The organism is Streptomyces sp. TLI_185 (assembly GCF_003814765.1).
Lineage (GTDB): Bacteria > Actinomycetota > Actinomycetes > Streptomycetales > Streptomycetaceae > Streptomyces.
This window is the reverse complement of record NZ_RKRB01000001.1, coordinates 2,864,173-2,888,593: the sequence shown is the minus strand read 5'-3', so window position 1 is coordinate 2,888,593 and position 24,421 is coordinate 2,864,173. Positions and strand designations below refer to the sequence as shown.

Genomic DNA, 24,421 nt, shown 5'->3' with positions numbered 1-24,421 from the left:
AGATGCGCCGCAAGGCCAGTCTGGTCCTGCTCGCCTTCGCCGTGTTCTTCGCGGCACTGTCCCCGCTGCTGCGCTGGTACGCCTTCCCGCGCCTGGCCAAGATCCCGGCCGACCAGTACCAGGACATGGTCCTGGAGGCGAAGAACGCGACCCTGCTCGACTACGGCACGATGAAGGCCCGCACGGTCCCCGAGGTCACCATCGTGCAGACCCTCAAGGGAAACGTGGAGGCCGCGAAGAAGATCGAGAAGACGGCCGGCCGGGACGTCGTCGTCTGGGACGGCCTCTCCTACGTCCAGGGCCCCGACGGCAAGATGGTCTCCCGGATCCCCGAGCGCTACATCTTCGACGCCCACAGCCAGGCCCCCGTCCACGCCACCGGCGAGATGGTCGACGGCGACCCGGTCAAGCGGACCGGTATCGAGTTCAAGTGGCCCTTCCTGACGCAGAAACGGGACTACGAGTACTTCGACGCCCAGGCCCGCACCACCAACCCCATCCACTACAAGGGCACCCAGAACTTCCGCGGCCTGAAGGTCTACTACTTCGAGCAGACCATCCCCTGGACCAAGGTCAAGTTCCCCAGGACCATGCCCGTCCAGGGCATCACGCCCGAGTCTGTCGCCAAGACCGGCACCACCCGCTGGTACACCACGGTCCGCAAGTTCTGGGTCGAGCCGGTCACCGGCGCGCCCGTGTACGGCGAGGAGATCCACAAGGAGGAACTCCGCGGCGGCACCCTCCTGGGCGGCCGGGAGAAGGTCACGGCCTTCGCCGGCCACGTCAAGATGCGCGAGGACTACATCAAGCACACGGTCGCCCTGGTCAAGTCCAACCGCACCCTGGTCCTGCTGATGACGTCCTACCTGCCCTGGGGCTTCCTGCCCCTCGGCGTGCTGCTGCTCGCCCTGTCACTGTGGCTGGAGGCCCGCAGCCGCCGCCCCGGCGACCCGGAACCGGCCGAGTCCACCACGCCGGAACCGATTACCGCCTGAGCCGCGCATTGGTGTGCCGGGTCGGCTCCGCGCCGGCGGGATCCTCGGGCCACGGATGCTTCGGATACCGGCCGCGCAGCTCCGCCCGTACGCCCTTGTAGCCGTCCCTCCAGAAGGAGGCGAGGTCGGCCGTGACGGCCGCCGGACGGCCGGCGGGGGAGAGGAGATGCACCAGCAGCGGCACCCCCGCGACGGCGGGCGACTCCTGCAGCCCGAACATCTCCTGCAACTTCACGGCGAGCACCGGCTGTTCGGGGTCGCCGTAGTCGATCCGGATCCTGGACCCACTGGGGACGGCGATCCGCTCCGGGGCGAGCTCGTCGAGCCGACCCGCCTCCCCCGAGGCCCACGGCAGCAGGCGGGTGAGTGCCTGCCCGGCATCGATACGCGCGAGGTCGGCCCGCCGCCGGGCCCGGCCCAGTTCGGGCTCCAGCCACTCGTCCACGCGCGCGTGCAGCGCATCGTCGGAGACCTCGGGCCACGGCTCCCCGAGATGCAGCTGCAAGAAAGCGAGCCGCTGTCGGAGTACGTCGGCATCGGCCGACCACCGCAGGAGGCCCAGCCCTTCCTGTCGCAGCCCGTCCAGAAGCGCATTGCGTACGAGCACGGGGTCGGCGTCCGCCAGAGGCCGCACCGCCAGCTCGATCGCCCCCAGCCGCTCCACCCGCCGCGCCACGACGTCCCCGTCGGCCCAGTGGACCTCCTGGCCCTCGGAGTACAGCGAGGCCGCCGCCGACCGGGCCATGTCCTCGTCCACCGCGGCGGCGAGCTGCACGCGCGCGTGCCCCTTGCCCACGGGACGGTCCGCAACGGCGACGGCGATCCACGGGGCACCGCGCAGGGGACTGCCGTCACGGAGTTCGGCCCGGGTGCCGGAGGCCATGAGGTAGGAGCCACCGTCGGCCTTGGCGACACGCTCGGGGAAGGCGAGGGCCGCCACGAGGCCGACGAGACGGTCGTCACCGCCACCCGCCCGTCCGCCCGCCGTCAGCGGGGCGAGCGCGGGCGAAGTGGCGGCGGGGCCAGGCCGAGGGGGTGCGGCGGCCGCGTTGCTGTCGGTCGTCTCGGGTGAGGTGTCGGTGTCTCCTGCCCCCGGGACAGGTCTTCCGGCGGTTGGTCGCGCGGGCTTCTTCGGGACGGTCGGTGGGCGCTGTGTCTCCTCGGGCCGGGGAGGTGTGGCGGCCGCGTTGCCGTCGGTCGTCTCGGGTGAGGTGTCGGTGTCTCCTGCCCCCGGGACAGGTCTTCCGGCGGTTGGTCGTGCGGGCTCTTTCGGGACGGTCGGTGGGCGCCGTGGCTCCTCGGGCCGAGGGGATGTGGCGGCCGCGTCGCTGTCCGTCGTCCGGGGCGGGGCGTCGGGGCCTCCCGCCACCGGAACGGGCTCCCGGGCCGATGGCGGCGCGAACTGCTTCGCGACGGCCCGCAGGCGCTGCACCTCCGTCCGCCAGCGCTTCGCATAGGCGTCACCGCCGCGGCGCGCGGTGCGCAGAGCGGCGGCCAGGTCGTCGCCGTACTCGCGCGGTGCCTCTTCCGAGAGCAGCGCCACCGCCTCGGCGCCCTCGCCGGCCGTGTCCAGCAGCGCGCGCCCCAACCGCGGATGCACCCCGAGCCGGGCCAGCGCGGCGCCCCGCTCCGTGGCCCGCCCGTCGGCGTCCACCGCCCCGATCGCCGTCAGCACGGCCCGCGCCGCCGCCATCGCCCCGCCCGGTGGCGGATCCAGCAGCGCCAGCCCGGACGCCTCCGGATCGCCCCAGCACGCCGCCTGCAGGGCGAACGCCGTCAGGTCGGCCAGTTTGATCTCCGGTGCCGGGAAACGCGGCAGGCGGGCGTCCTCGGCCTCCGTCCAGCACCGGTACACCGCTCCCGGCGCCTCACGCCCGGCCCGGCCCGCCCGCTGCCGCCCGGCCGCCTGCGAGGCCCGTACCGTGGTCAGCGCACTCAGCCCGCGCGCATGGTCCACCCGCGGCTCCCGCGCCAGGCCCGAGTCGACAACCACCCGCACCCCTGGAACCGTCAGCGACGACTCGGCCACCGAGGTCGCAAGGACGACCCGGCGCCGCTGCCCGGGAACCAGCACCGCGTCCTGCACGGCGGCCGGCGCCCGCCCGTGCACCTGCAGCACCTCCACGCCGCCCAGGTCCCCCAGCTGCCCCGCCACGCGCACGATCTCGCCCACGCCCGGCAGGAAGCACAGCACGTCCCCGTCCCGCTCGGCCAGCGCCCGCCGCACCACCGACGCCACATGCGTCAGCAGCGCCGGATCGACCCGCATGCCGTGCGGCGGCCGTACCGGACGGGCCGGCGGCGACCAGAGCACCTCCACCGGATGCGAGACGCCCTCGGCCTCCACCACAGGCGCCCCGCCCAGCAGCCGCGCCCACCCCTCGGCGTCAGTGGTCGCGGACGCGGCCACCAGCCGCAGCTCCGGCCGCAGCGTCTCCCGTACGTCCCACAGGAAGGCGGCCGTGGTGTCGGCGTCCAGATGCCGCTCGTGGCACTCGTCGAGCACCACCACGTCCACACCGGCCAGCTCCTGATCGCGCTGCAGCCGCTGCAGCAGCACACCGGTCGTCACGACCTCCACGCGTGCGTGCCGCCCGACGACCCGCTCGCCGCGCACGGTGTACCCGACGCTCTCGCCGGCCTTCTCGCCCAGCAGCCACGCCATGCGCCGGGCAGCGGCACGGGCGGCGATACGGCGCGGTTCCGCCACGACCACGCGGCGTGCAGGCCCGTCCCCGAGCAACCCCGCAAGCGCCAACGGCACCAGCGTCGTCTTGCCGGTGCCGGGCGGTGCCACGAGGACAGCCGTGCCGTGCCCCTCCAGCGCGTCGTGCAGAGCGGGCAGCGCACCACGTACCGGCAGCGCGTCCAGGGCGTCGTAACGGATCACGCACTCAGTCTCGTACGCAGACGAAGATCGCCGTCCCCGGGATGAGATTCCCGCGCAACGGCGACCAGCCGCCCCACTCGGAGGTGTTCCAGGCCGGCCACTCCGGCTCGACCAGGTCCACCAGCCGGAAACCCGACGCGACGACGTCCCGGACCCGGTCGCCGAGCGTCCTGTGGTGCTCGACGTAGACCGCGCGGCCCTCCTCGTCCTGCTCGACATAGGGAGTGCGGTCGAAGTAGGAGGCGGAGACGGACAACCCCTCGGGGCCCGGCTCGTCCGGGAACGCCCAGCGGATCGGGTGGGTCACCGAGAAGACGAAACGCCCGCCCGGACGCAGCACCCGCCGCACCTCCGTGAGGACCCGCACCGGGTCGGCCACGAACGGCAGCGCCCCGTACGCCGAGCACGCCAGGTCGAAGGAGCCGTCCGCGAAGGGCAGCGCACCCGCGTCGGCGCACACCAGAGGGAACGTTCCGCCGATGCGCAGCGCGTGCTGCAGCTGACGGTGCGAGATGTCCAGGGCGACCGGGCGGGCCCCCTGGGCGGCCAGCCAGCGCGCGCACTGGGCCGCACCGGCGCCGATCTCCAGGACGTCCCTGCCCTTGAGGTCCTCCGGCGGGCCGAGCAGCTCCGCCTCCACCTCGTCGAGGCCCTCGGGACCCCATACGAAACGGTCGTCGCCCAGGAACGTGCCGTGCTCGACCTGGTACTCGTCCGCGTTCCGGTCCCACCAGCCCCGGTTGGCGCGGGCGCTCTCCGCGACGTCGGACGCGCGGCGGGTGGCTTCCGGCTCGAACGCGGAATCGGAAGATACGGGCTCTTGGATGATCGGCTCCCTCGTCGTACTCTTCCGTCACCCTTATGGCGCAGTCGGCCTCTCGGCAGTGTCACGGAAGAGGTCTCTCAGGCCTGCGCGGCCTCCAGAGACAGTTCTTGTGCCGGGTATGCGGCGATCCGCCCCGGGTGTGCGCGTTCGCGCATTGACCCTGTCCGGCTGCCCCCGTATGCTACAAGTTGCGCTGCGGGCCTGCGCACCTCAGACGTAGCAGGCTGCGCTCGCATCTGTTGTATGTCCCCTCGGTTGTCGAGGCGCCATCACCAGTATCTGGATTTCCAGTTGGCTGTTGGGGCGCTTCCTTGGCTGTCCGGCTTCTTCAGAGCGATACGGGCTCCCGGCGTAGCAGTACCTACGACTTCAATGTCCGTACCGGAGCCCTTTCCCACATGACGAGCAGCACCGAGACCACCGCCACCACCCCGCAGGTTGCGGTCAACGACATCGGTAACGAGGAAGCCTTCCTCGCCGCGATCGACGAGACGATCAAGTACTTCAACGACGGCGACATCGTCGACGGCGTCATCGTGAAGGTCGACCGGGACGAGGTCCTGCTCGACATCGGTTACAAGACCGAAGGTGTCATCCCGAGCCGCGAGCTCTCGATCAAGCACGACGTCGACCCGAACGAGGTCGTCGCCGTCGGTGACGAGATCGAAGCCCTTGTTCTCCAGAAGGAGGACAAGGAAGGCCGCCTGATCCTCTCGAAGAAGCGCGCCCAGTACGAGCGTGCCTGGGGCACCATCGAGAAGATCAAGGAAGAGGACGGCATCGTCACCGGTACCGTCATCGAGGTCGTCAAGGGTGGTCTCATCCTCGACATCGGCCTCCGTGGCTTCCTGCCGGCCTCCCTCGTCGAGATGCGCCGTGTCCGCGACCTCCAGCCCTACGTGGGCAAGGAGCTCGAGGCGAAGATCATCGAGCTGGACAAGAACCGCAACAACGTGGTCCTGTCCCGCCGTGCCTGGCTGGAGCAGACCCAGTCCGAGGTCCGCCAGACGTTCCTCACGACCCTGCAGAAGGGTCAGGTCCGCTCCGGTGTGGTCTCCTCGATCGTCAACTTCGGTGCCTTCGTGGACCTGGGTGGCGTCGACGGTCTGGTCCACGTCTCCGAGCTGTCCTGGAAGCACATCGACCACCCCTCCGAGGTTGTCGAGGTCGGCCAGGAAGTCACCGTCGAGGTCCTCGACGTCGACATGGACCGCGAGCGCGTCTCCCTGTCGCTGAAGGCGACCCAGGAAGACCCGTGGCAGCAGTTCGCCCGCACGCACCAGATCGGCCAGGTCGTGCCCGGCAAGGTCACGAAGCTGGTTCCGTTCGGTGCGTTCGTCCGCGTGGACGAGGGCATCGAGGGCCTGGTCCACATCTCCGAGCTGGCCGAGCGCCACGTGGAGATCCCGGAGCAGGTCGTCCAGGTCAACGACGAGATCTTCGTCAAGGTCATCGACATCGACCTCGAGCGCCGTCGCATCAGCCTCTCGCTGAAGCAGGCCAACGAGGCCTTCGGTGCCGACCCGGCCACGGTCGAGTTCGACCCGACCCTGTACGGCATGGCCGCGTCCTACGACGACCAGGGCAACTACATCTACCCCGAGGGCTTCGACCCCGAGACCAACGACTGGCTCGAGGGCTACGAGACCCAGCGCGAGGCGTGGGAGCACCAGTACGCCGAGGCGCAGCAGCGCTTCGAGCAGCACCAGCAGCAGGTCATCAAGAGCCGCGAGGCCGACGCTGCCGCTGCCGCCGAGGGCGGAGAGGCTGCGGGTGCGGCTCCGGCCGCGGGCGGTGGCTCGTACTCCTCCGAGGGTGCGGACACCTCCGGTGCCCTGGCGTCCGACGAGGCGCTGGCCGCTCTGCGGGAGAAGCTGGCCGGTGGTCAGAGCTGAACGCTGGCTCGCTGAGGCTTAGCCGGTAACTGAGGGGCCGCACCTTTTGAGGTGCGGCCCCTCAGCGTTGCCCAGGCCTTGTCGTTCGGCTGCGGGCCGGTGGGGCTTGTCGCGCCCACGCGGCGGAGCCGCAAATCGATACAGCCCCGCGCCCCTGTCGGGGCGCTGCCCTTCCCCCTTGCCATGAAAGGCCCTCCCCCTGTCATGAAAAGGGCGTAAGAGAGGGCTGATCAGGGGGCTGGGTGGGAATGCCGCTGTTCCAGGGCGTGTTGGAACGTACGAACACGAGGAGGAGCGGTCACTGTGCTTGATCCGCAGGGTTTGTACGCATGGGAGCCGAAGGGGCTGGCTGTCGTCGACATGGCGCTTGCCCAGGAGTCGGCCGGTCTTGTCATGCTCTACCACTTCGACGGATACATCGACGCGGGCGAGACCGGCGACCAGATCGTCGACCGGATCCTCGACTCGCAGCCCCACCAGGTCGTCGCCCGCTTCGACCACGACCGGCTCGTGGACTACCGTGCCCGCCGTCCGCTGCTGACCTTCAAGCGCGACCGGTGGACCGAGTACGAGGAGCCCACGATCGACGTGCGGCTCGTCCAGGACGCCACCGGGGCGCCTTTCCTGCTGCTGTCCGGCCCGGAGCCGGACGTGGAGTGGGAGCGGTTCGCCGCGGCCGTCCAGCAGATCGTGGAGCGGCTCGGCGTGCGCCTTTCCGTGAACTTCCACGGCATTCCGATGGGCGTGCCGCACACCCGCCCTGTAGGACTGACGCCGCACGGCAACCGCAACGACCTCGTCCCGGGCCACCGCAGCCCCTTCGACGAGGCGCAGGTCCCCGGCAGCGCCGAGTCGCTGGTCGAGTACCGCCTCATGGAGGCCGGTTTCGACGTCCTCGGTGTCGCCGCGCACGTGCCGCACTACATCGCGCGGTCCCCGTACCCGGACGCCGCCCTGACCGTCCTGGAGGCCATCACGGCCGGTACCGGCCTGGTGCTCCCCGGCATCGCGCACTCCCTGCGCACGGACGCGCACCGCACCCAGACCGAGATCGACCGGCAGATCCAGGAGGGCGACGAGGAGCTCACCACCCTCGTCTCGGGCCTGGAGAACCAGTACGACGCCGTCGCGGGCGCCGAGAGCCGGGGCAACATGCTGGCCGAGCCCGTCGACATCCCGTCGGCGGACGAGATCGGCCTCGAGTTCGAACGCTTCCTGGCGGAACGGGAGGGCGACAACTGACCTCCGGTGGTCCCGCCGTCAGTGGCAGGCCCTAAGCTGCCGCTCATGCTGACTGTGGGGCTGACCGGCGGGATCGGTGCCGGCAAGAGCGAGGTGTCGCGGCTGCTCGTCGAGTGCGGTGCCGTGCTGATCGACGCCGACCGGATCGCGCGCGAGGTCGTCGCGCCGGGGACACCCGGGCTGGCGGCGGTCGTCGAGGCCTTCGGCGAGGAGGTGCTCGCCGCCGACGGCAGTCTCGACCGGCCGAAGCTCGGCTCGATCGTCTTCGCCGACCCGGAGAAGCTCGCCGTCCTGAACTCGATCGTGCATCCCCTGGTGGGCGCGCGCTCCCGCGAGCTCGAGGCGGCCGCCGCCGAGGACGCGGTCGTCGTCCACGACGTGCCGCTGCTCGCGGAGAACGGCCTCGCCCCGCTGTACGACCTCGTGATCGTCGTCGACGCGAGCCCCGAGACCCAGCTCGACCGGCTCGTACGGCTGCGCGGCATGACCGAGGAGGACGCCCGCGCGCGCATGGCCGCCCAGGCGACGCGCGAAAAGCGCCGGGACATCGCGGACGTCGTGATCGACAACGACGTACCGCTGGAAGAGCTCCAGCGCCGTGTGAAGGACGTCTGGGCGGACCTCGTACGCAGAGCGCAGGCCGCGTCCGGGTCGTCCGGTACGCCACGATCGCCGCAGGAATAGGGCCCCCTGATCGGGGCGTTGAACCCTTCGAGTGAGGGAAGGACTCTGCCGTGCCCGAGACCAGCGGTTCGACCGGACGTACTCCGGAGACGCATGTCATCGACTTCCGTGCCGCCGAGCAGCTGCTCAACGCACGGGACCCGCGGGGCGCGGTGAAGCTGCTCGACTCGGTCATCGCCGCCCACCCGGAGAACACCGCGGCCCGGCTGCTGCGCGCGCGTGCCTTCTTCGCCGCCGCGCAACTGCGGCCCGCCGAGCTGGAGTTCACGATCGTCCTGGAGCGCGAACCGGACAACGCGTTCGCGCACTTCGCGCTCGCCCGGACCTATGAGCGCCGGGGCGAGGCCGAGCAGGCCAAGCGCCATTTCAGACTGGCGGCCGCGCTCGACCCCAACCCGCAGTACCTGAAAGCGGCGCGGTTCGACTCGTGAGCGCTGCGCTCCGCTGGTAGCGCGGTGATGAAGCTGCGGTCCGGTGGGGCTGGTCGCTCCCGCACTCTCGGCTTCGCTCGAGCGGGGGGACCCCCATCGCGGCGGATCCGCGAATTTGATACAGCCCCGCGTCCCTACGGGGCGCGGCCCGCTCAGCGGGGCCGGCTCGGGGGCCGGCTCTCCGGCGGCCGGTACGGGGGTATGTCCCGGCCCGGCTGGTAGTGCGGGCCCTCGCGCATGTGCTTGAGGATGACGGTCATGTCGACCGTGACCACCAGCCACAGCACACCGCACGCGGCTGCCCACCCGGGGCGTCCGACCAGGGCGAACGCGGCTGTGCCGAAGATCGCCCAGACCAGCCCCCACACGCTCAGCCAGAAGCGCGCCCGCAGTGCACTGCGCGCGGTCGTCGGCTCACTGCCCGTACGCATCGGGATCACTACTCCTGTTTGCAACGTACTCTTCGGGACGGACGTTCACCAAGGGGAACGGGACTAGGGGGTCGCCGCGTGCTGCCGGATGCCGATGAGCTCGCCGAGGTGCTGCTGGACCTCGCCGTACCGCACGAGGACATCAACCAACTCGTACGGATGGGCCGACGGGTGATGGACGACCCGGAGCTGTTGCGGGCCCTCGAGGCGTCGGTGGAGGAACTCGTCCGGGGGATGGGGGAGGTCGGCACCGCCGTCGACCTGCCCCAGCTGGACTGGGCGTCGGGACCGCTGCAGCGCTGCTTCCCCGTGTACGTGTTCGTGGCCGCGCTGCCGTACACGCGCGCGTACCACCGTGCGCGGGGCGTCCCGGACGAGGTCTCCCGGCACACCCTCGCCGACCTCGGACGGAACATGGCCGTGCACCGCAGGCGGCACCGCCGGGCGGGCGTGCAGGCGCCGTGGTGGCTGACCCACCACTTCCGGGGCGAGCTGTACCAGCTGGGGCGGCTGCAGTTCGAGCGGGCGCGGCACGGGCAGCGCACGGCGCGGGTCCTCGCGGCGGCCGGCCTGGACGCGGCGCCGGGCACGCCCTGTCTGAACGTCCACATCCCCGACTACCTCGGCCCGCTGTCACCGGCGGCCTGCGAGCGCTCGCTGGCGCTGGCGACGGAGTTCTTCGCGCTGCACTACCCCGAGGAGAAGTACCGGGCCGCGCTGTGCCACTCCTGGCTGCTGGATGCGCAGTTGAAGGAGTATCTGCCGGCGGACTCCAACATCGTGCGGTTCCAGGACCGCTTCCGGGTCGCCCGCGAGGACCGGGAGCCGGCCGACAAGGAACCGGTCCAGTTCGTGTTCGGCGACCCGGAGTTGCCCGTCGAGAGCCTGCCCCGGCGTACGGCGGTGGAGCGGGCGGTCGGCGACCACCTGAGGGCGGGCCGCCACTGGTACATCGGGCACGGCTGGTTCCCGTTGTAGGGAACCCTGCGAAAGTCCGCTCGGCAGCGATGAGTTCCGAAGCGGCGGCCGGTCCATCCCTGTGACAGCACGACGAACCGCTCACCACAGGAGAACCCCATGTCCGAGACCACCGCCCGCGTCGCCTCCGCCCCCGTCGTCGCCGAGTCCGCGACCGCCCGCGGCCGCCGCGCCCGGATCGCCCTGCGCACCCTGCAGGTACTGCTCGCCCTCTTCTACGGCATCGCAAGCGCCCTGCCCAAGCTGATCGGGAACCACTACGCCGCCGACGCCTTCGACAAGATCGGCTGGGGCAGCACGGGCATGTACACGATCGGCGCCCTCGAACTGGCCGGTGCGGTGGCCCTGTTGATCCCGGTGCTGCAGTCGGTCGCGGCGATCGCACTGAGCGGTCTCATGGTGGGCGCGTTCGTCGTCCAGACCACCGTCTTCGACGGTCAGAACGCCGTGACCCCGCTGATCCTGATCGTGCCGCTCGCCCTCATCGCCTGGGCCCGGCGGGGCTCCACCGGGGAACTGCTGAAGCTCGTACGACGACGGGTGTGAGCCCCGAAGCCGCAGGTGGCGTCCGGTCCGAGCCGGACGCCACCGCCGTGTGTCATCGTCCGCTCGGCCTCGGCTTGCCGCCCTCCATGAGCCCCCGCAGGCGTTCCATGTCGCGGCGGTCCCGCTTGGTCGGGCGGCCCGTGCCGCGGTCGCGGATGCCGGCCGGGGCGGCGAAGGGCACGCGAGGCGGCGGGGGCGGCGAGTTGTCTACGTAGCACTGGGCGGCGACCGGGGCGCCCACCCGCTTGCGGATCAGCCGCTTGACGACGACGATCCGCTCCCAGCCCTCCTGCCGCACGCGCACCTCGTCACCGATCCGCACGGTGTGCGCGGGCTTCACACGCACCCCGTTCACCTGCACATGCCCGCCCTTGCAGGCGGCCGCGCCGACCGAGCGGGTCTTGGCCAGACGCACGGCCCAGATCCAGCTGTCGATCCGTACGGCCACGCCGTCCGCCGGGCCCGCGGCCTCTGCGGCGGCGATGGCGGCGGCGATCTTGGGGTCGACCGCTTCGGGCGCCGCCTGCTCGGCGGGGGCCGGCCCGCCCCTCTCCTCGTCAGCTTCGGAAGCCATGGTCCCGACTTTAGCTCCCCGAAGAGGGTGAACCGGGCGGACGCCGAGCGGTACGGCTTCACTGCCCCGGCGGCCGCCGCGCGTCAGCGCCCGCGTTCCACGTACTTCTTGAAGTGCAGCAGATCGGTGCGGACGATCCGCTCGATCGTGCTGGCCTGGGCGAAGCCCCTCGGACCGCCGAAGGCCGCCCTGAGGGCGTCGGGGTCGTACTCGAGGCGTGCCTGGACCCGGGTGTGGTTCCGGTCGATCGGCTGCAGGGAGAAGGAGCCCGTCAGCTCGGGGGTGCCCATGGTGTGCCACTCCATCACGCGTTCCCCGCGGCGGTCGGAGACCTCGGCGTCGAATCCCCGGTCCCGGCCGCCGGCCTCGACGTCCAGATGCGCCCGCCCCTCCGGTTCCGCATGGGCCTCGCGCACTCCCTCCACGAAGCGTGAGTAGTTCTCCACCCGGTGGAGGCTGTCCCAGGCCTGGTCGATCGGAACTCCGACGTCGACGTGTTCTTCGAGGGTGCTCATGGCCCACCTCCAGGTTCGGCTCATGCCGCATGGCCTGTGCCCCCAGTGTGCGCCCGGCGGCTACGTCGTGCCGTTCCACACGTACGGCCCGCCACCCCGCCATTCGATCAGCTCGGGGTCGTCGACGGCCCGGTCCTCCTCGGCGGGCAGGCCAGCACTGTGCAGGAAGTCCAGCACGTCGAAGAGGGTGTAGGCGGTGCCGACGCGCTTGCCGCGGATCGTCACGCGCCGTCCGCCGTCCGACTGCGGCGGAAGCACGACGACAGGAGGGACGACAGGGGGTTGTACGTCCATGACTCCAGCATGGGCCGGGATCGGCGGACCCGCCGCTCGGCGTCCGCCCATCCGGTGGTCATACGGTGGGGGCATGGACAGCCTGGCCGAGCTCGACACCCGTATCGCAGGCTGCGCCGCGTGTCCGCGGCTCGTGGAGTGGCGGGAGGAGGTCGGGCGGACCAAGCGCGCGGCCTTCCAGGACTGGACGTACTGGGCGCGTCCCGTGCCCGGCTTCGGTCCCCCCGACGCCTCGCTCCTGATCATCGGCCTCGCGCCCGCCGCCCACGGCGGCAACCGCACCGGCCGCATGTTCACCGGCGACCGCTCCGGGGACGTGCTGTACCGGGCGATGTACGACATCGGCCTCGCCTCGCAGCCCACGTCGGTGGCCGCAGACGACGGCCTGGAACTGCACGGCGTCCGCGTCACCGCGCCCGTGCACTGCGCCCCGCCCGAGAACAAGCCCACCCCGAGGGAGCGCGACACCTGCCGCCCCTGGCTGGTCCAGGAGCTCACGCTGCTGCGGCCGACCCTGCGTGCGGTCGTCGTGCTCGGCGCCTTCGGCTGGCAGGCCGCGCTGCCCGCGTTCGCAGAGGCGGGCTGGACGGTGCCCCGGCCACGGCCCGTCTTCGCCCACGGCGCACGCGTGCCGCTGGACGGTCTCGATCTCTTCGGCTGCTTCCACGTCAGCCAGCGCAACACCTTCACCGGCAAGCTCACCCCCGAGATGCTGCGGGACGTACTGCGCAGGGCGGGGGAGGCGGCGGGACTGCGCGTGAAATGAGGGGGCGGGGACGGCCGTAGGAGCGTTACGGTGCCCGGATGCCCCTCTACCCGGACATCGAGCCCTACGACCACGGCATGCTCGACGTCGGCGACGGCAACCGCGTGTACTGGGAGACCTGCGGCAACCCGCACGGCAAGCCCGCGCTGGTGCTGCACGGCGGGCCGGGCTCCGGCTGCTCCCCGTTCTTCGCACGCTACTTCGACCCGGACGCGTACCGCATCGTGCTGCTCGACCAGCGCGGCTGCGGACGCTCGACGCCGCATGCGAGCGCGTACGACACCGACATGAGGGTCAACACGACGGCTCATCTCGTCGCCGACCTGGAGCTGCTCCGTGCTCACCTGCGGATCGAGCGCTGGCTGGTGTGGGGCGGTTCGTGGGGCTCGGTGCTCGGGCTGCGGTACGCACAGACGCATCCGGCGGCGGTGTCCGAGCTGGTCCTGACCCTCGTCGCCACCGGCGCCGACGCCGAACACGCGCTGCTGACCCGGGGACTGGGAAAGATCTTCCCGGAAGCCTTCGAGCGGTTCCTGGCCGAACTGCCCGCCGACGAGCGGGACGGCAACCTCGCCGCCGCGTACAACCGCCTCCTCGAGTCCCCCGACCCCGCCGTACGGGAGCGGGCGGCGCGCACCTGGACGGACTGGGAGACGGCGACCATTCCCGCGCCGCCGCGTTCGGTCCGGCGTTTCGAGGACCCGGAGTTCCGCATGGGCTTCGCGCGGACGGTCACGCACTACTGGGGCAACGACTGCTTCTTCGGCGAGGGCAACGACGAAGGCGTGGTGCTGCGGGACGCGTCGCTGCTCAAGGACGTTCCCGGCACCCTCGTCCAGGGCAGTCTCGACTTCGGCAACCTCCTCGGCACCGTCTGGCGGCTCCACCACGCCTGGCCCGGCAGCGAGTTGATCGTCGTGGACGAGGTCGGGCACGACGCGGGGGCGCCGGGAGTCGCCGATGCGCTGGTGGCGGCGACGGACAAGTACGCGGTCACTCGGAGGTGAGCTGCGCGCCGAGCTTCTTGAGCTGGGTGCTGACGACAACGTCCGGTACGGCGGCCGCTTCCTTGCCCCGGCCCGACGTGCTGAACATGGCGACCGTCGCCCCCTGCCGGACGGCCAGCAGCGCATACGGAACCCGGACGGCGTCGTCGTATCCGGCTCCCGTCACCAGCTGCGTCAGCCGCAGGGACACGGACTCGTCGCCGTAACCGGAGTCGGGCTGAACCTTGACGCCTTCGTAGGCGAGGTCCGCGGTGACGTCCTTGAAGCTGCCGCACTTCGCGGCGGCCGTCCGCAGCTGGTCCATCACCCGCACCGCGTCCGCGACGCTGTGCGACGAGAGGGTCAGCCGCGTCGGCCTGCCGGCCTTCTTCGGGTAGACGGACCGGCCGACCCGCGCGGTGGCGGCGAAACCGCTGCCTCCTCCGACCGCGTGCATGACGGGAGCGCACTCCTCGGGATCCGTCGCCTTGTGCGACGAGCCGACGGACGTGAACGAGCGCTCCGCCTCGTAGCCGTCGACGTCGGTCCCCTTGACTGCGGCCTGTTCCAGGGCCGTCGCGGTCAGCGTTCTGGCCTGTGAACCGGACGTCCCGGCCTTCGCCGTCCTGTCCGGCGCGGCGCCTTTGTGCGAGTCGTCCCCGGACCCGCATGCGGCCAGCAGGCTGAAGGTCATGAGCATGGCAATGGAAATGCCACTGAGTCTCGCTGCGCGCGCCACTGTCGTCCCCCGCCTGATTGATCGTCGAGCAGCAGAGTAGAGCGTCCGGGGTCGAGTCGGGGCGGGATTTTCCAGGGCGATGTCAGTCGGGCATCTCGCCCTCGCCGAACAGATGTCGCACCGTCGAGCGGTAGTTGGTGCGCACATGGGCGAGGGCGTGCGTGCGGGCGCGGTCCGGGTCCCCGGAGGCGATCGCCTCGTACAACTCGCGGTGTTCCACGAGGAGTTGGGGCCACTCCTCGTTCCGCCGGGTCATCCACCGCAGTCGCCCGGCGACCGGCTCCAGGGCTTCGGTCAGCAGGCTGTTGCCTGCCATGGCCACGATGCGGTCGTGCAGGCGGCTGTTGACGTCCGTGATCGCTTCCGCGTCCCCCGCCTCGGTCGCGGTGGCCGCGAGGTCGAGCAGCTCCTCGACCTGGGCCAGGTCCTGCGGTGTCGCGCGCGCCGCGGCGAGCCCGGCGGCGTAGACCTCCAGCGCCTCGCGCAGTTCGAAGAGCTCCTGGACGTCGTGCGGGGTGAGGCGGCGTACGACCGTGCGGCGCGGCGTCTCGAAGTGGACGAACCCCTCGGCGACCAGCGCGCGGATCGCCTCGCGGACCGGCACCCGGGAGACCCCGAGCCGTTCGGCGAGCTCCCGCTCGACCAGCCGGTCACCAGGGCGGAGGCTGCCCGCGATGATCTCCTGCCGCAGACTCGCCAGGACCCGCTCGCGGACCGCGCCCAGGGGTTCGATCTTCGTCGTCGTGGAGCTCATGGAGCCATCTTCTCCGACACCGGGGCTGTTTTACCGAGCGTTAACAATGACGACATCGGTCGGAATGCTTGACGGCGGGACCATGTCCGCAGTTTGGTATACCAAACCGTGTGCCGTCTCCACCCTCCGCCCCGTCCCCTGGAGGCCCCGTGTCCCTCGCCGACCGTGCCGAAGCCACCGGCGCACCAGCGTTCGTCCCCGATCCCCGGCTCACCAACGAAGACCTCGCGCCCGCAGAGAAGCGCAACTGGAAGGTCTTCGACCTCTTCGCCATGTGGATGTCCGACGTCCACAACCTCGGCAACTACACCTTCGCCGCCGGCCTGCTGGTGCTCGGCATGAACGTGTGGCAGGTCTTCACCTCCCTGCTCGTCGGCTTCGTGATCATCTACATCGGCATGAACTGGATGGGGAGGATCGGCCAGCGCCACGGCGTGCCCTTCCCGGTCGTCAGCCGCATCAGCTTCGGCGTCTGGGGCGCCAACATCCCGGCCCTCATCCGGGCCGTGATCGCCATCATGTGGTACGGCATCCAGACCTACCTCGCCTCCGTCGCCGTCAACGTGATGCTGCTGGCCGCCTGGCCGGGCCTGGAGTCCTGGACGCACCACTCCTTCCTGGGCCTCAACGCGCTCGGCTGGGTGTCGTTCCTGTCGCTGTGGCTGATCCAGGCGCTGATCATCAGCCAGGGCATGGAGTCCGTGCGCAAGTTCCAGGACTTCTGCGGCCCGGCGATCTGGCTCGTCATGATCGCGCTGGCGATCTGGGTCCTGTCGAAGGCCGACTGGAGCATCTCGCTCACCTCCACCCCGCACCCGGTCTCGACCGGCGAGCAGTGGCGGCAGTGGTTCGGTGCGATCGGCCTGATCCTCGCCACCTACGGCACGCTGATGCTCAACTTCTGCGACTTCTCCCGCTTCGCACCCGACTACCGCACCGTCCGCCGCGGCAACTTCTGGGGCCTGCCCATCAACTCCACGGCCTTCGTGGTCGTGTCGGTGATCGTCACGGCCGGCTCGCTGGAGGTGTTCGGCCAGGCGATCACGGACCCCGCCGAGCTGGTGGCGAAGGTGGGCAACACCTGGGTGCTGGTCGTGGCCGCGTTCACCTTCGCCGTCGCCACCATGGGCGTCAACATCGTCGCCAACTTCGTCTCACCGGCGTACGACCTGGCCAACGTCTGGCCGCAGAAGATCACCTTCAAGGTCGGCGGCATGATCAGCACGGTGGCGGCCCTGGTCGTGACCCCGTGGAACCTGTTCTCCAACCCCACGGTCGTCAACTACTTCCTCGGTGGCCTCGGCGCCTTCCTCGGCCCGCTGTTCGGCGTGATCATGGTCGACTACTACCTCGTCAAGCGCGGCCGCGTCGACGTGGACGAGCTCTTCGACGCCCGCCCCGGCTCCCGCTACTACTACCGCAAGGGCGTCAACCCCAAGGCGCTGGCGGCGTTCCTGCCGTCGGCGGCGGTCGCGGCGGTACTCGCCCTGGTGAAGACCTTCAGCGACGTGGCCCCGTACTCCTGGTTCATCGGCACGGCCCTCGGCGCCGGCCTGTACCTGGTGATCTGCCGGTCCGAGCGAGCCACCGAACGCGCCACCGAACCGACTGCCGTGGAGGTCTGACGAGCGTGCGGATCGTCGTCACCAACTGCAACACCACGCAGGAGATGACCGAGGAGATCGTACGAGGTGCCCGGGCCGCCGCAGGCCCGGGCACCACCGTGTGCGGTCTGACCCCCGCATGGGGACCGGAGTCGGCGGAGGGCTGGCTCGACAGCTATCTGTCGGCCACGGCCGTCATCGACCTGCTGCGCACGTACGAGGGCCCGTCGTACGACGCCGTCGTGATGGCCGGCTTCGGGGAGCACGGGCGGGAAGGCGTACGGGAGTTGGTCGACGTCCCGGTCGTCGACATCACGGAGGCCGCGGCCCATCTGGCCTGCTTGCTGGGGCGCCGGTACGGGGTCGTGACGACGCTGGAGCGGTCGTGCGGCCAGATCGAGGACAGCCTCGAACTGGCGGGGGTCGGGCGCAACTGCGCCGCCGTCGTCGGGACCGGCCTGGGAGTCCTCGACCTGGGCGACCCGGACCGCACGGAGGCCGCTTTCCTGACGGCTGCCGAACGGGCACGGGAGGCCGGGGCCGAGGTCCTGGTGCTCGGGTGCGCCGGAATGACCGGACTGCAGCGGGTGGTGGGGGACAAGCTCGGGCTGCCGGTCGTGGACGGGGTCGGGGCGGCCGTGAAACTGGCGGAGTCGCTGGTGGCGCTGGAACTGACGACCAGCCGGGCGGGGAGCTATGCGAAGCCGGTGCCGAAGAGGAGGGCGTGGGGCGCACCGCCCGCACAACTCGCGATCACCGTCCCCGACAATGAGCGCCATGAACCTTCCTGACGGACTCCTCCCGGTCGCCGACGGACTCCACCTGTGGTCCCCGGGCCACGCGGGCACCTGGGGCTTCGCGAACTGCCTGCTCATCACCTCCGGCGAGCAGGCGGCCCTGGTCGACACCCCCTACGACCAGCCGATGACCGAGGCCCTGCTCGCCGCGGCCCGCCCGGTCCTGCCCGCGGGCGCGGCAGCCGTGACGACGATCGTCAACACCCACGTCAACGGTGACCACACGTTCGGCAACGGCTGCTTCCCGGGTGCCGAGATCATCGCCACGAAGGCGAGCGCGGAGCACCTCTGCCGCGAACCCTCCCCGCAGCAGATGCACTTCCTCACCCACCAGACACCGGCCGACCAGCCGCTGGGCTGGTACGCGCGCGAGCACTTCGGCCGTTACACGTACGAGGGTGCGGAGGCCGTCCCGCCCACCACCACCTTCTCGGGCCGGTACGCCCTGACCGTGGGCGACATCGAGGCCGAACTGATCGAGGTGGGCCCCGCGCACTCGGCCGGTGACCTCATAGTCCATCTGCCCGGGCAGCGAGTCGTGTGTGCGGGGGACGTCCTGTTCGCCGACGACCACCCCGTCCACTGGGACGGCCCGCTCGCCCGGGTCGCCGCGGCCTGCGAGACGATCCTGGCCCTGGACCCCGAGGTGGTGATTCCCGGACACGGGCCGGTGATGAGCGTCGAGGACGTCCGCGGCTACGTCGCCTACCTGCGAGAGCTGGAAGCCCTCGTCCACGCCCACCATGCGGCCGGCGTCCCGGCGGGCGAGGCCGCCGCCGACATCCTCGCCCCCGGCTTCCACGACCACCTGGGCCTGCGCGAACGGATCGTGATCCTCACGGCGGTGGAGTACCGGCACCTGGACGGCGACACGGGAGAGGTGGACGTGGTCGGGCTCGCGGCGCAGGCGGCGGCATGGGCGTACCGGGACCACGGTCCCGGGAGGCCCTGAACATCAAGGGCATTCAAGGGTATTCAGGGGCGTTCAGGAGCGTTCATGGGCGCCACACATACTGCACGTCCGGCTCCTGCTCCTCGTTCCCGCTGCCGTCGGTGTACTCGACGGCGACGAAGCCGTGCCGCTCGTAGAACCGGTGGGCCGGCTTGTTGACCTGGAAGGTCCACAGGTTGAGCCCGCCGGGACTCCGTTCCTTCGCGAGCGCGACGAAACGGTCACCGATGCCGCGCCCACGCCAGTCGGGACGCAGGTACAGCTGGGAGAGCTCGTCGCCGTGGAGCACCATCAAGCCGACGATGCCATCCTCGGCTCCGGCGTCTGCGACCCAGGTCTCGCGCAGGGGTACGACGACGTCCCGGAAGTAGGTGCGCACGTCGTCGGCGGAGCGGGGGCTGACGACCGTGGGCAGGGCGGCGGAAAAGGAGGACAGCCAGACGTCGGCCGCGGCGACGGCATCGGGGCCCGAGGCGGCTCGGCGGAGAATTGTGGGAAAGGCTTCGGAAGGCAAGTGCGATCCCGTCAGTCGTCGAGGGTGAGGTCTTGGTGATGGGCGCCGTAGTAGTCGACCTGGCGCGCCATGATGTCCCGCATGGAGGTTCCGCGCGGGACACCGTAGAGCGTGCCGGGGAAGTCCAACTGCTGCTGCTCGGCCCATAGTTCGTCGTGCTCGCCGGGTGCGAAGAGCCGAGCGGTGGGCGTCCCGGCCGCGATCCAGCCGATGGGTACGACGGTGCCGGGCGGCAGCACCGAGTTGACGTGCAGCACGCTGTTGATCCGCAACTCGGAGCCGGCGCCCGCGACCGCACCCGGGAAGACGGAGGCCCCGGTGGCGACGAACACCTCGTCCTCGATGGTCGCGCCGTTGACATGGGCGTGCGGTCCGACGAGCACGGCGTCACCGATGAAGGCGGGGTGCCCGGCCCGCCCACGCACCAGCGCGTTCTCCATGACGACGACGTCCGAGCCGACGCGGACCTCCCCGTCCTCTGCGGTGAGCACGGCGCCGTGCAGCACCCTGGCCCGCTCGCCGAGGGTCACGGCGCCGCACAGGACAGCTGTCGGGGCGACGTACGCGGAATCGGGGACGACGGGACGCCGCCCGCGATGCTCGATCAACATGCGACCTCTTACGAGACTCGGGAAAGCTCGGGAACTACGGCGGTGGCTGTAATCTCCACCAGCTGCCCCGTGTACCCCAGACACGCCACGCCGATCAGCGTCGAGGAATGCGGCCCGACACTGAGCCCGGACGCCTCGACGACGTCCCAGACGGCGGAGAGCACGGCGGTCTCACTGCTGACGACGTACACGTCGGTGGCCACAACGTGGGCCAAGTCGCTCCCGACCGCGCGTAGTTGCTCTTCCAGGTTCGCCAGCACCTGCTCGGTCTGCCGCACGGGGTCGCCCTCGCCGACCAGCCTTCCCTCGGCGTCGAGGGGGACGGAGCCGGCGAGGAACGCGAGCTTGGTGCCGGCTTCGACGATGGAGGCGTGGGAGTAGCGGGGCGGCGGGAAGAGGGACGGGACGGTGACGCGGCGGACCATGGGGCGGCTCCCGGGGTGGGCGACGGACAACTCACCGATGGTCCAGTCCGGCCGCTGGGAGCGCATCCGAATTTCCCTCCGAGTTCAGGTCGGGCCCCGGTCATGTGGAAACGCCGTGACCGGGGCCCCAGGATCAGCTGCCGTGGTAGGTGCCGGCCGCCGCTAGTTCCGGTACCGGAACACGATCCGGCCGCGCGTCAGGTCGTACGGTGGGAGTTCCACCAGTACCCGGTCCTCCAGCATGATCTTGATGTAGTTCTTGCGGATCTTCCCGCTGATGTGCGCGAGCACCTGGTGGCCGTTCTCGAGCTCCACGGTGAACATGGCGCTGCGCAGGCACTCGACGACCTTGCCCTCGACCTCGATGACGTTCTTGTTCTTCGTCATCGCACCAGCTCCAGGTTGCTGCTCGCGGGCCTGGCGCCGATGCCCTCGAACAGCGCCGAGGCTGCTCGGTTGGACTCGTGGACTTCGGCCCAGGCCGTGGCGAACCCGGAGCGGTGCAGCGTCCCCAGCGCGTGGGCCAGCAGCGCCCGCGCGATGCCGCGGCGCTGCTCGCCGGCCCGGACCGCGACCAGCCCGATGCGCGGCCGGATCGCCGTCACCACCCGGATCAGACCCAGGTAGCGATCCGGCACCGCGGCCACCGCGTACTTCGACGGGTCGACGATGGTGTCCCCGTCGAGGCGGGGAATCACCTCCGCGGGCATCGACTGCCACCCGACGCTCGCCTCGACCTCGTCACGGATCGCGCGGTCCACCGCCCGTAGCAGGCCCTCGTCCGCCTGGCCGGCGGGCACGATCGTCACGCCCGAGGGCGGCAGGACCGCTTCGAGCCCTGTGATCTGCGGGTCGGTCGGCACGACGTACTCCCACTCGCGGCGCCGGATCGTGAAACCGGCCCGCCGCCAGCGGGCCGTCAGTTCGACGTCGGCTTCGTCGACCACCGTGTACAGCGGCGTCGGCAGTTGGGCCGTCATCGCTTCGGCAAGCCGGTCGAAGGTGGCGTCGTGCCAGGCGTCGATACTGACGAACAGGCGTCCGTCGGGCCTGCGCTGCGCATGCCCGCGGCCGACCACCAGGTCGTCCTCCAGTGCATGCCATTGCCTGTCCGCGACGCGCGTGATCACTACCACGTTCTCGCCCAGGCCGGATGTGAAAGGCTTTGTGTTCATCGGAGTCTCCCTCCAGGAGTGCCTCGATCTCAGGCGCTCCTGGCGACACCGAACGTCAGCCGCCGGACCGTGACGGGTTGAGGGAGCACCCATGGGTAACTGTGTTCACGGGTCTCACCTCCATACGACGACTTCACGGTCCATCAGGGAAGTAACAGCGGGTCTCGGCCTCGCTCAAACCATTTTTTCGAGCTCTCAACTCGGTTCCGTGTCCGGGACGTGCAGCACCGCCGTTCCCTTCCGGTGTGCGAGGCGTTCGAGGGACCAGGTGGGATGCTGCTGGAGCCAGCGGGCAACTATGGCCTGCTCATCGGCGCGATCGTGGTCGTCGAGGAGGACCGCGGCTCCGGGGGTGAGGGCGTTGCCGAGCAGGGGGACGGCCGGGTAGCGGGCGAGTGGCGCGGACCATCCGGGAGGACCGTCCACGAACAGCAGGCCACAACCCGTCAGATCGCGCCAGGCCGATTCGGCGTACCACGGCCAGGTCTCGCCCTGGATGGTGAACTGCTCCAGCGGAGCAAGCCGCACCTCGGCGAAGTCACCGAGATCCAGGCGGTCGAGTCCCTGCGCGGTCTGTTCGCGATAGGCCGGATCGTGCTCCAGGCTGACAACGCGGCCTGGTATGCCGAAGGTGCGCAGGGCCGTCGCAAGCCACAACGTGGAGGTGCCGCTGCCCAGTTCGACGATGAGTGCGGGGCGCCGCGACCGTATCTGCTCCACGAGGTACAGCAGCAGATCGGGGGCCGCGGCCCAGTTGTCACCCGGGGGGATGGGGGCGGAGGGCTGGAGAGCCTGCTCCAACTGCGCAAGTACTCGTCCGTCTTCGGTCTGCATGCTGTTCCCCTCGAGGGCGGTCGTCGTCGTACAGGGTGAGAGTGCCGTAGGCGCTGCGGCCGCTGCCCACGTCGATGAGGTGGTGTCGGTCACGCCCTGGCAGGATGGCCGGCATGGTGGAGATGACCAGAGACGACCAGGAGTTCCTCGACACCGTCGCCGACCGCCTCGCCACCCTTCCCACTGTCCGGGCCGTCGCCCTCGGCGGTTCCCGCGCTCAGGGCACGCACCGGCCCGACAGCGACTGGGACCTGGCCGTCTACTACCGAGGGCCTTTCGACCCCGCCGACCTGTGTGCCCTCGGCTGGGAGGGTGAGGTCTCCGAAGTCGGGGGATGGGGCGGCGGTGTCTTCAACGGAGGTGCCTGGCTGACGATCGACGGGCGTCGCGTCGACGTCCACTACCGCGATCTCGATGTCGTCGAGCACGAGTTGGCGGAGGCGGAGGAGGGGCGGTTCAGGGTGGAACCGTTGATGTTCCATCTCGCAGGGATTCCGAGCTATCTGGTCGTTGCCGAACTGGCGGTCAATCGCGTGCTTCGGGGTGAGGCGCCCCGGCCGGCCGGGTATCCGGCGAAGTTGCGGGTCTCCGCCGCCAAGCGCTGGCGGGGCACCGCCCAGGTCACGCTCGCCTACGCGAAGGCCAACCACGCCCCACACGGCCGCCTCACCGAGGTCGCCGGGGCCGTCGCCACGGCGGCCGTACAGACCGGGCACGCCGTGCTGGCCGCACGAGGGGAGTGGGTGACGAATGAGAAGCGGCTGCTGGAGCGGGCCGGGCTGCGGGGGCTTGACTCGGTACTCGAGCAACTGGGCTCGGATCCCGAGGTGTTGACACGGGTGATCGTCGACGCGGAGGCGCTCTTCGGGCGTGCCCTTGCGTCCACGTGAGCTCCCATACGGTGCCCGTACCGGCAAGGCTTGTGCCACGCAGGCGTTCTGGCGGGCGCAACGTCCACTGACAGCGGCGAATAATCCTTCGAGCTGCCCCAGTTGTCGCTGCTAACGTCCCAGACGTGGCGAAACTCAATCAGATCATCGCAGTGGAGAAGGGCATCAAGTCCAAGGCGCACCAGGACCTGACGACCGCTCATCACGGGCTGCAGAAGCCCGCTTTGCTGGCCGGTATCTCGCGTACGTACCAGCCGAAGGACGAGGAGGGCGAGCAGCTGCCGCCCGAGTCGACGCGGGTGCAGGTGCAGGCCGAGGACGTGTTGCGGGAAACCGCGGCGACCCTGACCCGGCTGTTCGACGTGACCGCCACCAAGGACTGGGCCAACTGCACCGCCCGTGCCGACGTGAAGGTGGACGGGCGGGTGCTCGTGGCGGACGTCCCCGTCTCCTATCTGCTGTTTCTCGAGAAGCAGCTCGTCGATCTCAACACCTTCGTACGGAAGCTGCCCGTTCTCGACGCCTCCGAGTCGTGGGTGCAGGACCCCTCCACCGATGCCTGGAAGACGGAGCCGGTGCGGACGCTGCGGACCAAGAAGGTGCCGCGCAACCACGTCAAGGCCGAGGCGACCGAGAAGCATCCCGCTCAGGTCGAGGTCTACTACGAGGACATTCCCGTCGGGTACTGGACCACCGTGAAGTTCTCCGGTGCTCTCCCCGCCCGCCGCGTCAACGAACTCCTCGACCGTGTCGAGAAGTTGCAGCAGGCCGTGAAGTTCGCACGTGAGGAGGCGAACGGCACGGACGTCGTCGACCAGCGGGTCGGTGACGCCGTGTTCGGCTACCTGTTCGGGTAGCCTTTGAGACTCCTCGGTCCTTTGCGGCCGGGGTGCGCGAAGAGCGCAAGCTGAAGCTGAAGCTTGTCGTGACTGCGCGGTTCCAGTGGAGGTTCGAACCCTCCCCGCGGCATCAAGAGCAATTGCAGTGGTCCCCCATTGCAGTGTTCCCCGTGCCGCGGTAGCCCAATTGGCAGAGGCAGACCGCGATCAAACTCAGACTCTCGCTCCAGACTC

General features: G+C 70.4%; 28 protein-coding genes. 14 read left to right on the top strand and 14 right to left on the bottom strand.

Going from position 1 to position 24,421, the window contains the following annotated elements:
- The first annotated feature begins 2 nt into the window (after window positions 1-2).
- A complete protein-coding gene (locus tag EDD92_RS13120) occupies window positions 3-995 on the top strand; it encodes a DUF3068 domain-containing protein (protein WP_123964473.1) in 993 nt (330 codons plus the stop codon).
- On the opposite strand, the gene EDD92_RS13115 is transcribed toward EDD92_RS13120, so the two are convergent.
- Entirely contained in the window at window positions 985-3,885 is a 2,901-nt protein-coding gene (locus EDD92_RS13115) for an ATP-dependent helicase C-terminal domain-containing protein (RefSeq protein WP_123964472.1), read from the bottom strand. The two genes, EDD92_RS13120 and EDD92_RS13115, sit on opposite strands and share 11 nt — an antisense overlap.
- A 4-nt stretch (window positions 3,886-3,889) precedes the next feature.
- Entirely contained in the window at window positions 3,890-4,711 is an 822-nt protein-coding gene (locus EDD92_RS13110) for a class I SAM-dependent methyltransferase (protein WP_123964471.1), read from the bottom strand.
- Between the two features lie 398 nt (window positions 4,712-5,109).
- Between EDD92_RS13110 and rpsA the strand changes: the two genes are divergently transcribed.
- The 4 genes from rpsA (at window position 5,110) to EDD92_RS13090 (ending at window position 8,963) form a co-directional block, all read left to right on the top strand.
- Complete coding sequence (rpsA, locus tag EDD92_RS13105) at window positions 5,110-6,606, top strand: 30S ribosomal protein S1 (protein ID WP_123964470.1); 1,497 nt, start codon at window positions 5,110-5,112, stop codon at window positions 6,604-6,606.
- A gap of 303 nt (window positions 6,607-6,909) precedes the next feature.
- Entirely contained in the window at window positions 6,910-7,848 is a 939-nt protein-coding gene (locus EDD92_RS13100) for a PAC2 family protein (protein ID WP_123964469.1), read from the top strand.
- A 45-nt stretch (window positions 7,849-7,893) separates the two neighbouring features.
- Window positions 7,894-8,532 (top strand): dephospho-CoA kinase, encoded by a 639-nt coding sequence (coaE, locus tag EDD92_RS13095; protein WP_123964468.1) that lies wholly within the window; start codon window positions 7,894-7,896, stop codon window positions 8,530-8,532.
- Window positions 8,533-8,582: 50 nt separating this feature from the next.
- On the top strand, window positions 8,583-8,963 hold the full coding sequence (locus tag EDD92_RS13090) for a tetratricopeptide repeat protein (RefSeq protein WP_123964467.1): 381 nt from the start codon (window positions 8,583-8,585) through the stop codon (window positions 8,961-8,963).
- 152 nt (window positions 8,964-9,115) lie between these two features.
- Here the strand turns inward: EDD92_RS13090 and EDD92_RS13085 are convergent, their stop codons facing one another.
- The gene (locus EDD92_RS13085) at window positions 9,116-9,394 is read right to left on the bottom strand and encodes a DUF6343 family protein (protein WP_123964466.1); all 279 of its coding nucleotides are present in this window, start codon (window positions 9,392-9,394) and stop codon (window positions 9,116-9,118) included.
- A gap of 78 nt (window positions 9,395-9,472) precedes the next feature.
- Between EDD92_RS13085 and EDD92_RS13080 the strand changes: the two genes are divergently transcribed.
- Both EDD92_RS13080 and EDD92_RS13075 read left to right on the top strand, forming a co-directional pair.
- Window positions 9,473-10,372, top strand: a complete 900-nt coding sequence (locus EDD92_RS13080; protein WP_123964465.1) for an acyltransferase domain-containing protein — start codon at window positions 9,473-9,475, stop codon at window positions 10,370-10,372.
- A 99-nt stretch (window positions 10,373-10,471) separates the two neighbouring features.
- Window positions 10,472-10,918, top strand: a complete 447-nt coding sequence (locus tag EDD92_RS13075; RefSeq protein ID WP_123964464.1) for a DoxX family protein — start codon at window positions 10,472-10,474, stop codon at window positions 10,916-10,918.
- 52 nt (window positions 10,919-10,970) lie between these two features.
- On the opposite strand, the gene EDD92_RS13070 is transcribed toward EDD92_RS13075, so the two are convergent.
- From EDD92_RS13070 to EDD92_RS13060, 3 genes are all read right to left on the bottom strand, one after another.
- Window positions 10,971-11,492, bottom strand: a complete 522-nt coding sequence (locus tag EDD92_RS13070; protein WP_123964463.1) for an RNA-binding S4 domain-containing protein — start codon at window positions 11,490-11,492, stop codon at window positions 10,971-10,973.
- 83 nt (window positions 11,493-11,575) lie between these two features.
- Entirely contained in the window at window positions 11,576-12,007 is a 432-nt protein-coding gene (locus tag EDD92_RS13065; RefSeq protein ID WP_123964462.1) for an SRPBCC family protein, read from the bottom strand.
- Between the two features lie 60 nt (window positions 12,008-12,067).
- Window positions 12,068-12,301, bottom strand: coding sequence for a hypothetical protein (locus EDD92_RS13060; protein WP_030933147.1), 234 nt, complete (start codon window positions 12,299-12,301; stop codon window positions 12,068-12,070).
- A gap of 73 nt (window positions 12,302-12,374) precedes the next feature.
- Between EDD92_RS13060 and EDD92_RS13055 the strand changes: the two genes are divergently transcribed.
- Both EDD92_RS13055 and pip read left to right on the top strand, forming a co-directional pair.
- A complete protein-coding gene (locus EDD92_RS13055) occupies window positions 12,375-13,067 on the top strand; it encodes a uracil-DNA glycosylase (RefSeq protein WP_123964461.1) in 693 nt (230 codons plus the stop codon).
- Window positions 13,068-13,105: 38 nt separating this feature from the next.
- Window positions 13,106-14,074 carry a prolyl aminopeptidase gene (gene pip / locus EDD92_RS13050; protein WP_123964460.1) on the top strand — a complete coding sequence of 323 codons (969 nt, stop codon included), beginning with the start codon at window positions 13,106-13,108 and terminating at the stop codon, window positions 14,072-14,074.
- Here pip and EDD92_RS13045 read toward each other — a convergent pair.
- Together EDD92_RS13045 and EDD92_RS13040 are read right to left on the bottom strand one after the other, a co-directional pair.
- Window positions 14,061-14,747, bottom strand: a complete 687-nt coding sequence (locus EDD92_RS13045) for a hypothetical protein (RefSeq protein WP_123964459.1) — start codon at window positions 14,745-14,747, stop codon at window positions 14,061-14,063. The two genes, pip and EDD92_RS13045, sit on opposite strands and share 14 nt — an antisense overlap.
- A gap of 127 nt (window positions 14,748-14,874) precedes the next feature.
- Window positions 14,875-15,546 carry a GntR family transcriptional regulator gene (locus EDD92_RS13040; RefSeq protein ID WP_123964458.1) on the bottom strand — a complete coding sequence of 224 codons (672 nt, stop codon included), beginning with the start codon at window positions 15,544-15,546 and terminating at the stop codon, window positions 14,875-14,877.
- A gap of 149 nt (window positions 15,547-15,695) precedes the next feature.
- On the opposite strand from EDD92_RS13040, the gene EDD92_RS13035 reads away from it, so the two are divergent.
- Genes EDD92_RS13035 through EDD92_RS13025 form a run of 3 tightly spaced genes read left to right on the top strand, consistent with a single transcriptional unit; the run spans window position 15,696 to window position 18,899 of the window.
- Complete coding sequence (locus EDD92_RS13035; RefSeq protein WP_123964457.1) at window positions 15,696-17,171, top strand: NCS1 family nucleobase:cation symporter-1; 1,476 nt, start codon at window positions 15,696-15,698, stop codon at window positions 17,169-17,171.
- 5 nt (window positions 17,172-17,176) lie between these two features.
- A complete protein-coding gene (locus EDD92_RS13030) occupies window positions 17,177-17,941 on the top strand; it encodes an aspartate/glutamate racemase family protein (protein WP_123964456.1) in 765 nt (254 codons plus the stop codon).
- Window positions 17,928-18,899 carry an MBL fold metallo-hydrolase gene (locus EDD92_RS13025; protein WP_185124002.1) on the top strand — a complete coding sequence of 324 codons (972 nt, stop codon included), beginning with the start codon at window positions 17,928-17,930 and terminating at the stop codon, window positions 18,897-18,899. Before EDD92_RS13030 ends, EDD92_RS13025 begins: the two co-directional genes overlap by 14 nt.
- Window positions 18,900-18,942: 43 nt before the next feature.
- On the opposite strand, the gene EDD92_RS13020 is transcribed toward EDD92_RS13025, so the two are convergent.
- From EDD92_RS13020 to EDD92_RS12995, 6 genes are all read right to left on the bottom strand, one after another.
- Window positions 18,943-19,413 (bottom strand): GNAT family N-acetyltransferase, encoded by a 471-nt coding sequence (locus EDD92_RS13020; protein WP_123964454.1) that lies wholly within the window; start codon window positions 19,411-19,413, stop codon window positions 18,943-18,945.
- Window positions 19,414-19,424: 11 nt separating this feature from the next.
- Window positions 19,425-20,024, bottom strand: a complete 600-nt coding sequence (locus EDD92_RS13015) for a gamma carbonic anhydrase family protein (RefSeq protein WP_123964453.1) — start codon at window positions 20,022-20,024, stop codon at window positions 19,425-19,427.
- A gap of 8 nt (window positions 20,025-20,032) precedes the next feature.
- Window positions 20,033-20,449 carry a RidA family protein gene (locus EDD92_RS13010; RefSeq protein WP_123970372.1) on the bottom strand — a complete coding sequence of 139 codons (417 nt, stop codon included), beginning with the start codon at window positions 20,447-20,449 and terminating at the stop codon, window positions 20,033-20,035.
- Window positions 20,450-20,611: 162 nt separating this feature from the next.
- On the bottom strand, window positions 20,612-20,836 hold the full coding sequence (gene infA / locus EDD92_RS13005) for a translation initiation factor IF-1 (protein WP_010981942.1): 225 nt from the start codon (window positions 20,834-20,836) through the stop codon (window positions 20,612-20,614).
- Entirely contained in the window at window positions 20,833-21,624 is a 792-nt protein-coding gene (locus EDD92_RS13000; RefSeq protein WP_123964452.1) for an N-acetyltransferase, read from the bottom strand. Before EDD92_RS13000 ends, infA begins: the two co-directional genes overlap by 4 nt.
- 195 nt (window positions 21,625-21,819) lie before the next feature.
- Window positions 21,820-22,458 carry a class I SAM-dependent methyltransferase gene (locus EDD92_RS12995; RefSeq protein WP_123964451.1) on the bottom strand — a complete coding sequence of 213 codons (639 nt, stop codon included), beginning with the start codon at window positions 22,456-22,458 and terminating at the stop codon, window positions 21,820-21,822.
- A 113-nt stretch (window positions 22,459-22,571) separates the two neighbouring features.
- Here EDD92_RS12995 and EDD92_RS12990 point away from each other — a divergent pair, with 113 nt between their 5' ends.
- Complete coding sequence (locus EDD92_RS12990; protein WP_123964450.1) at window positions 22,572-23,348, top strand: nucleotidyltransferase domain-containing protein; 777 nt, start codon at window positions 22,572-22,574, stop codon at window positions 23,346-23,348.
- 125 nt (window positions 23,349-23,473) lie between these two features.
- Window positions 23,474-24,205, top strand: coding sequence for a hypothetical protein (locus EDD92_RS12985; protein WP_123964449.1), 732 nt, complete (start codon window positions 23,474-23,476; stop codon window positions 24,203-24,205).
- The last annotated feature ends 216 nt before the right edge of the window (window positions 24,206-24,421 follow it).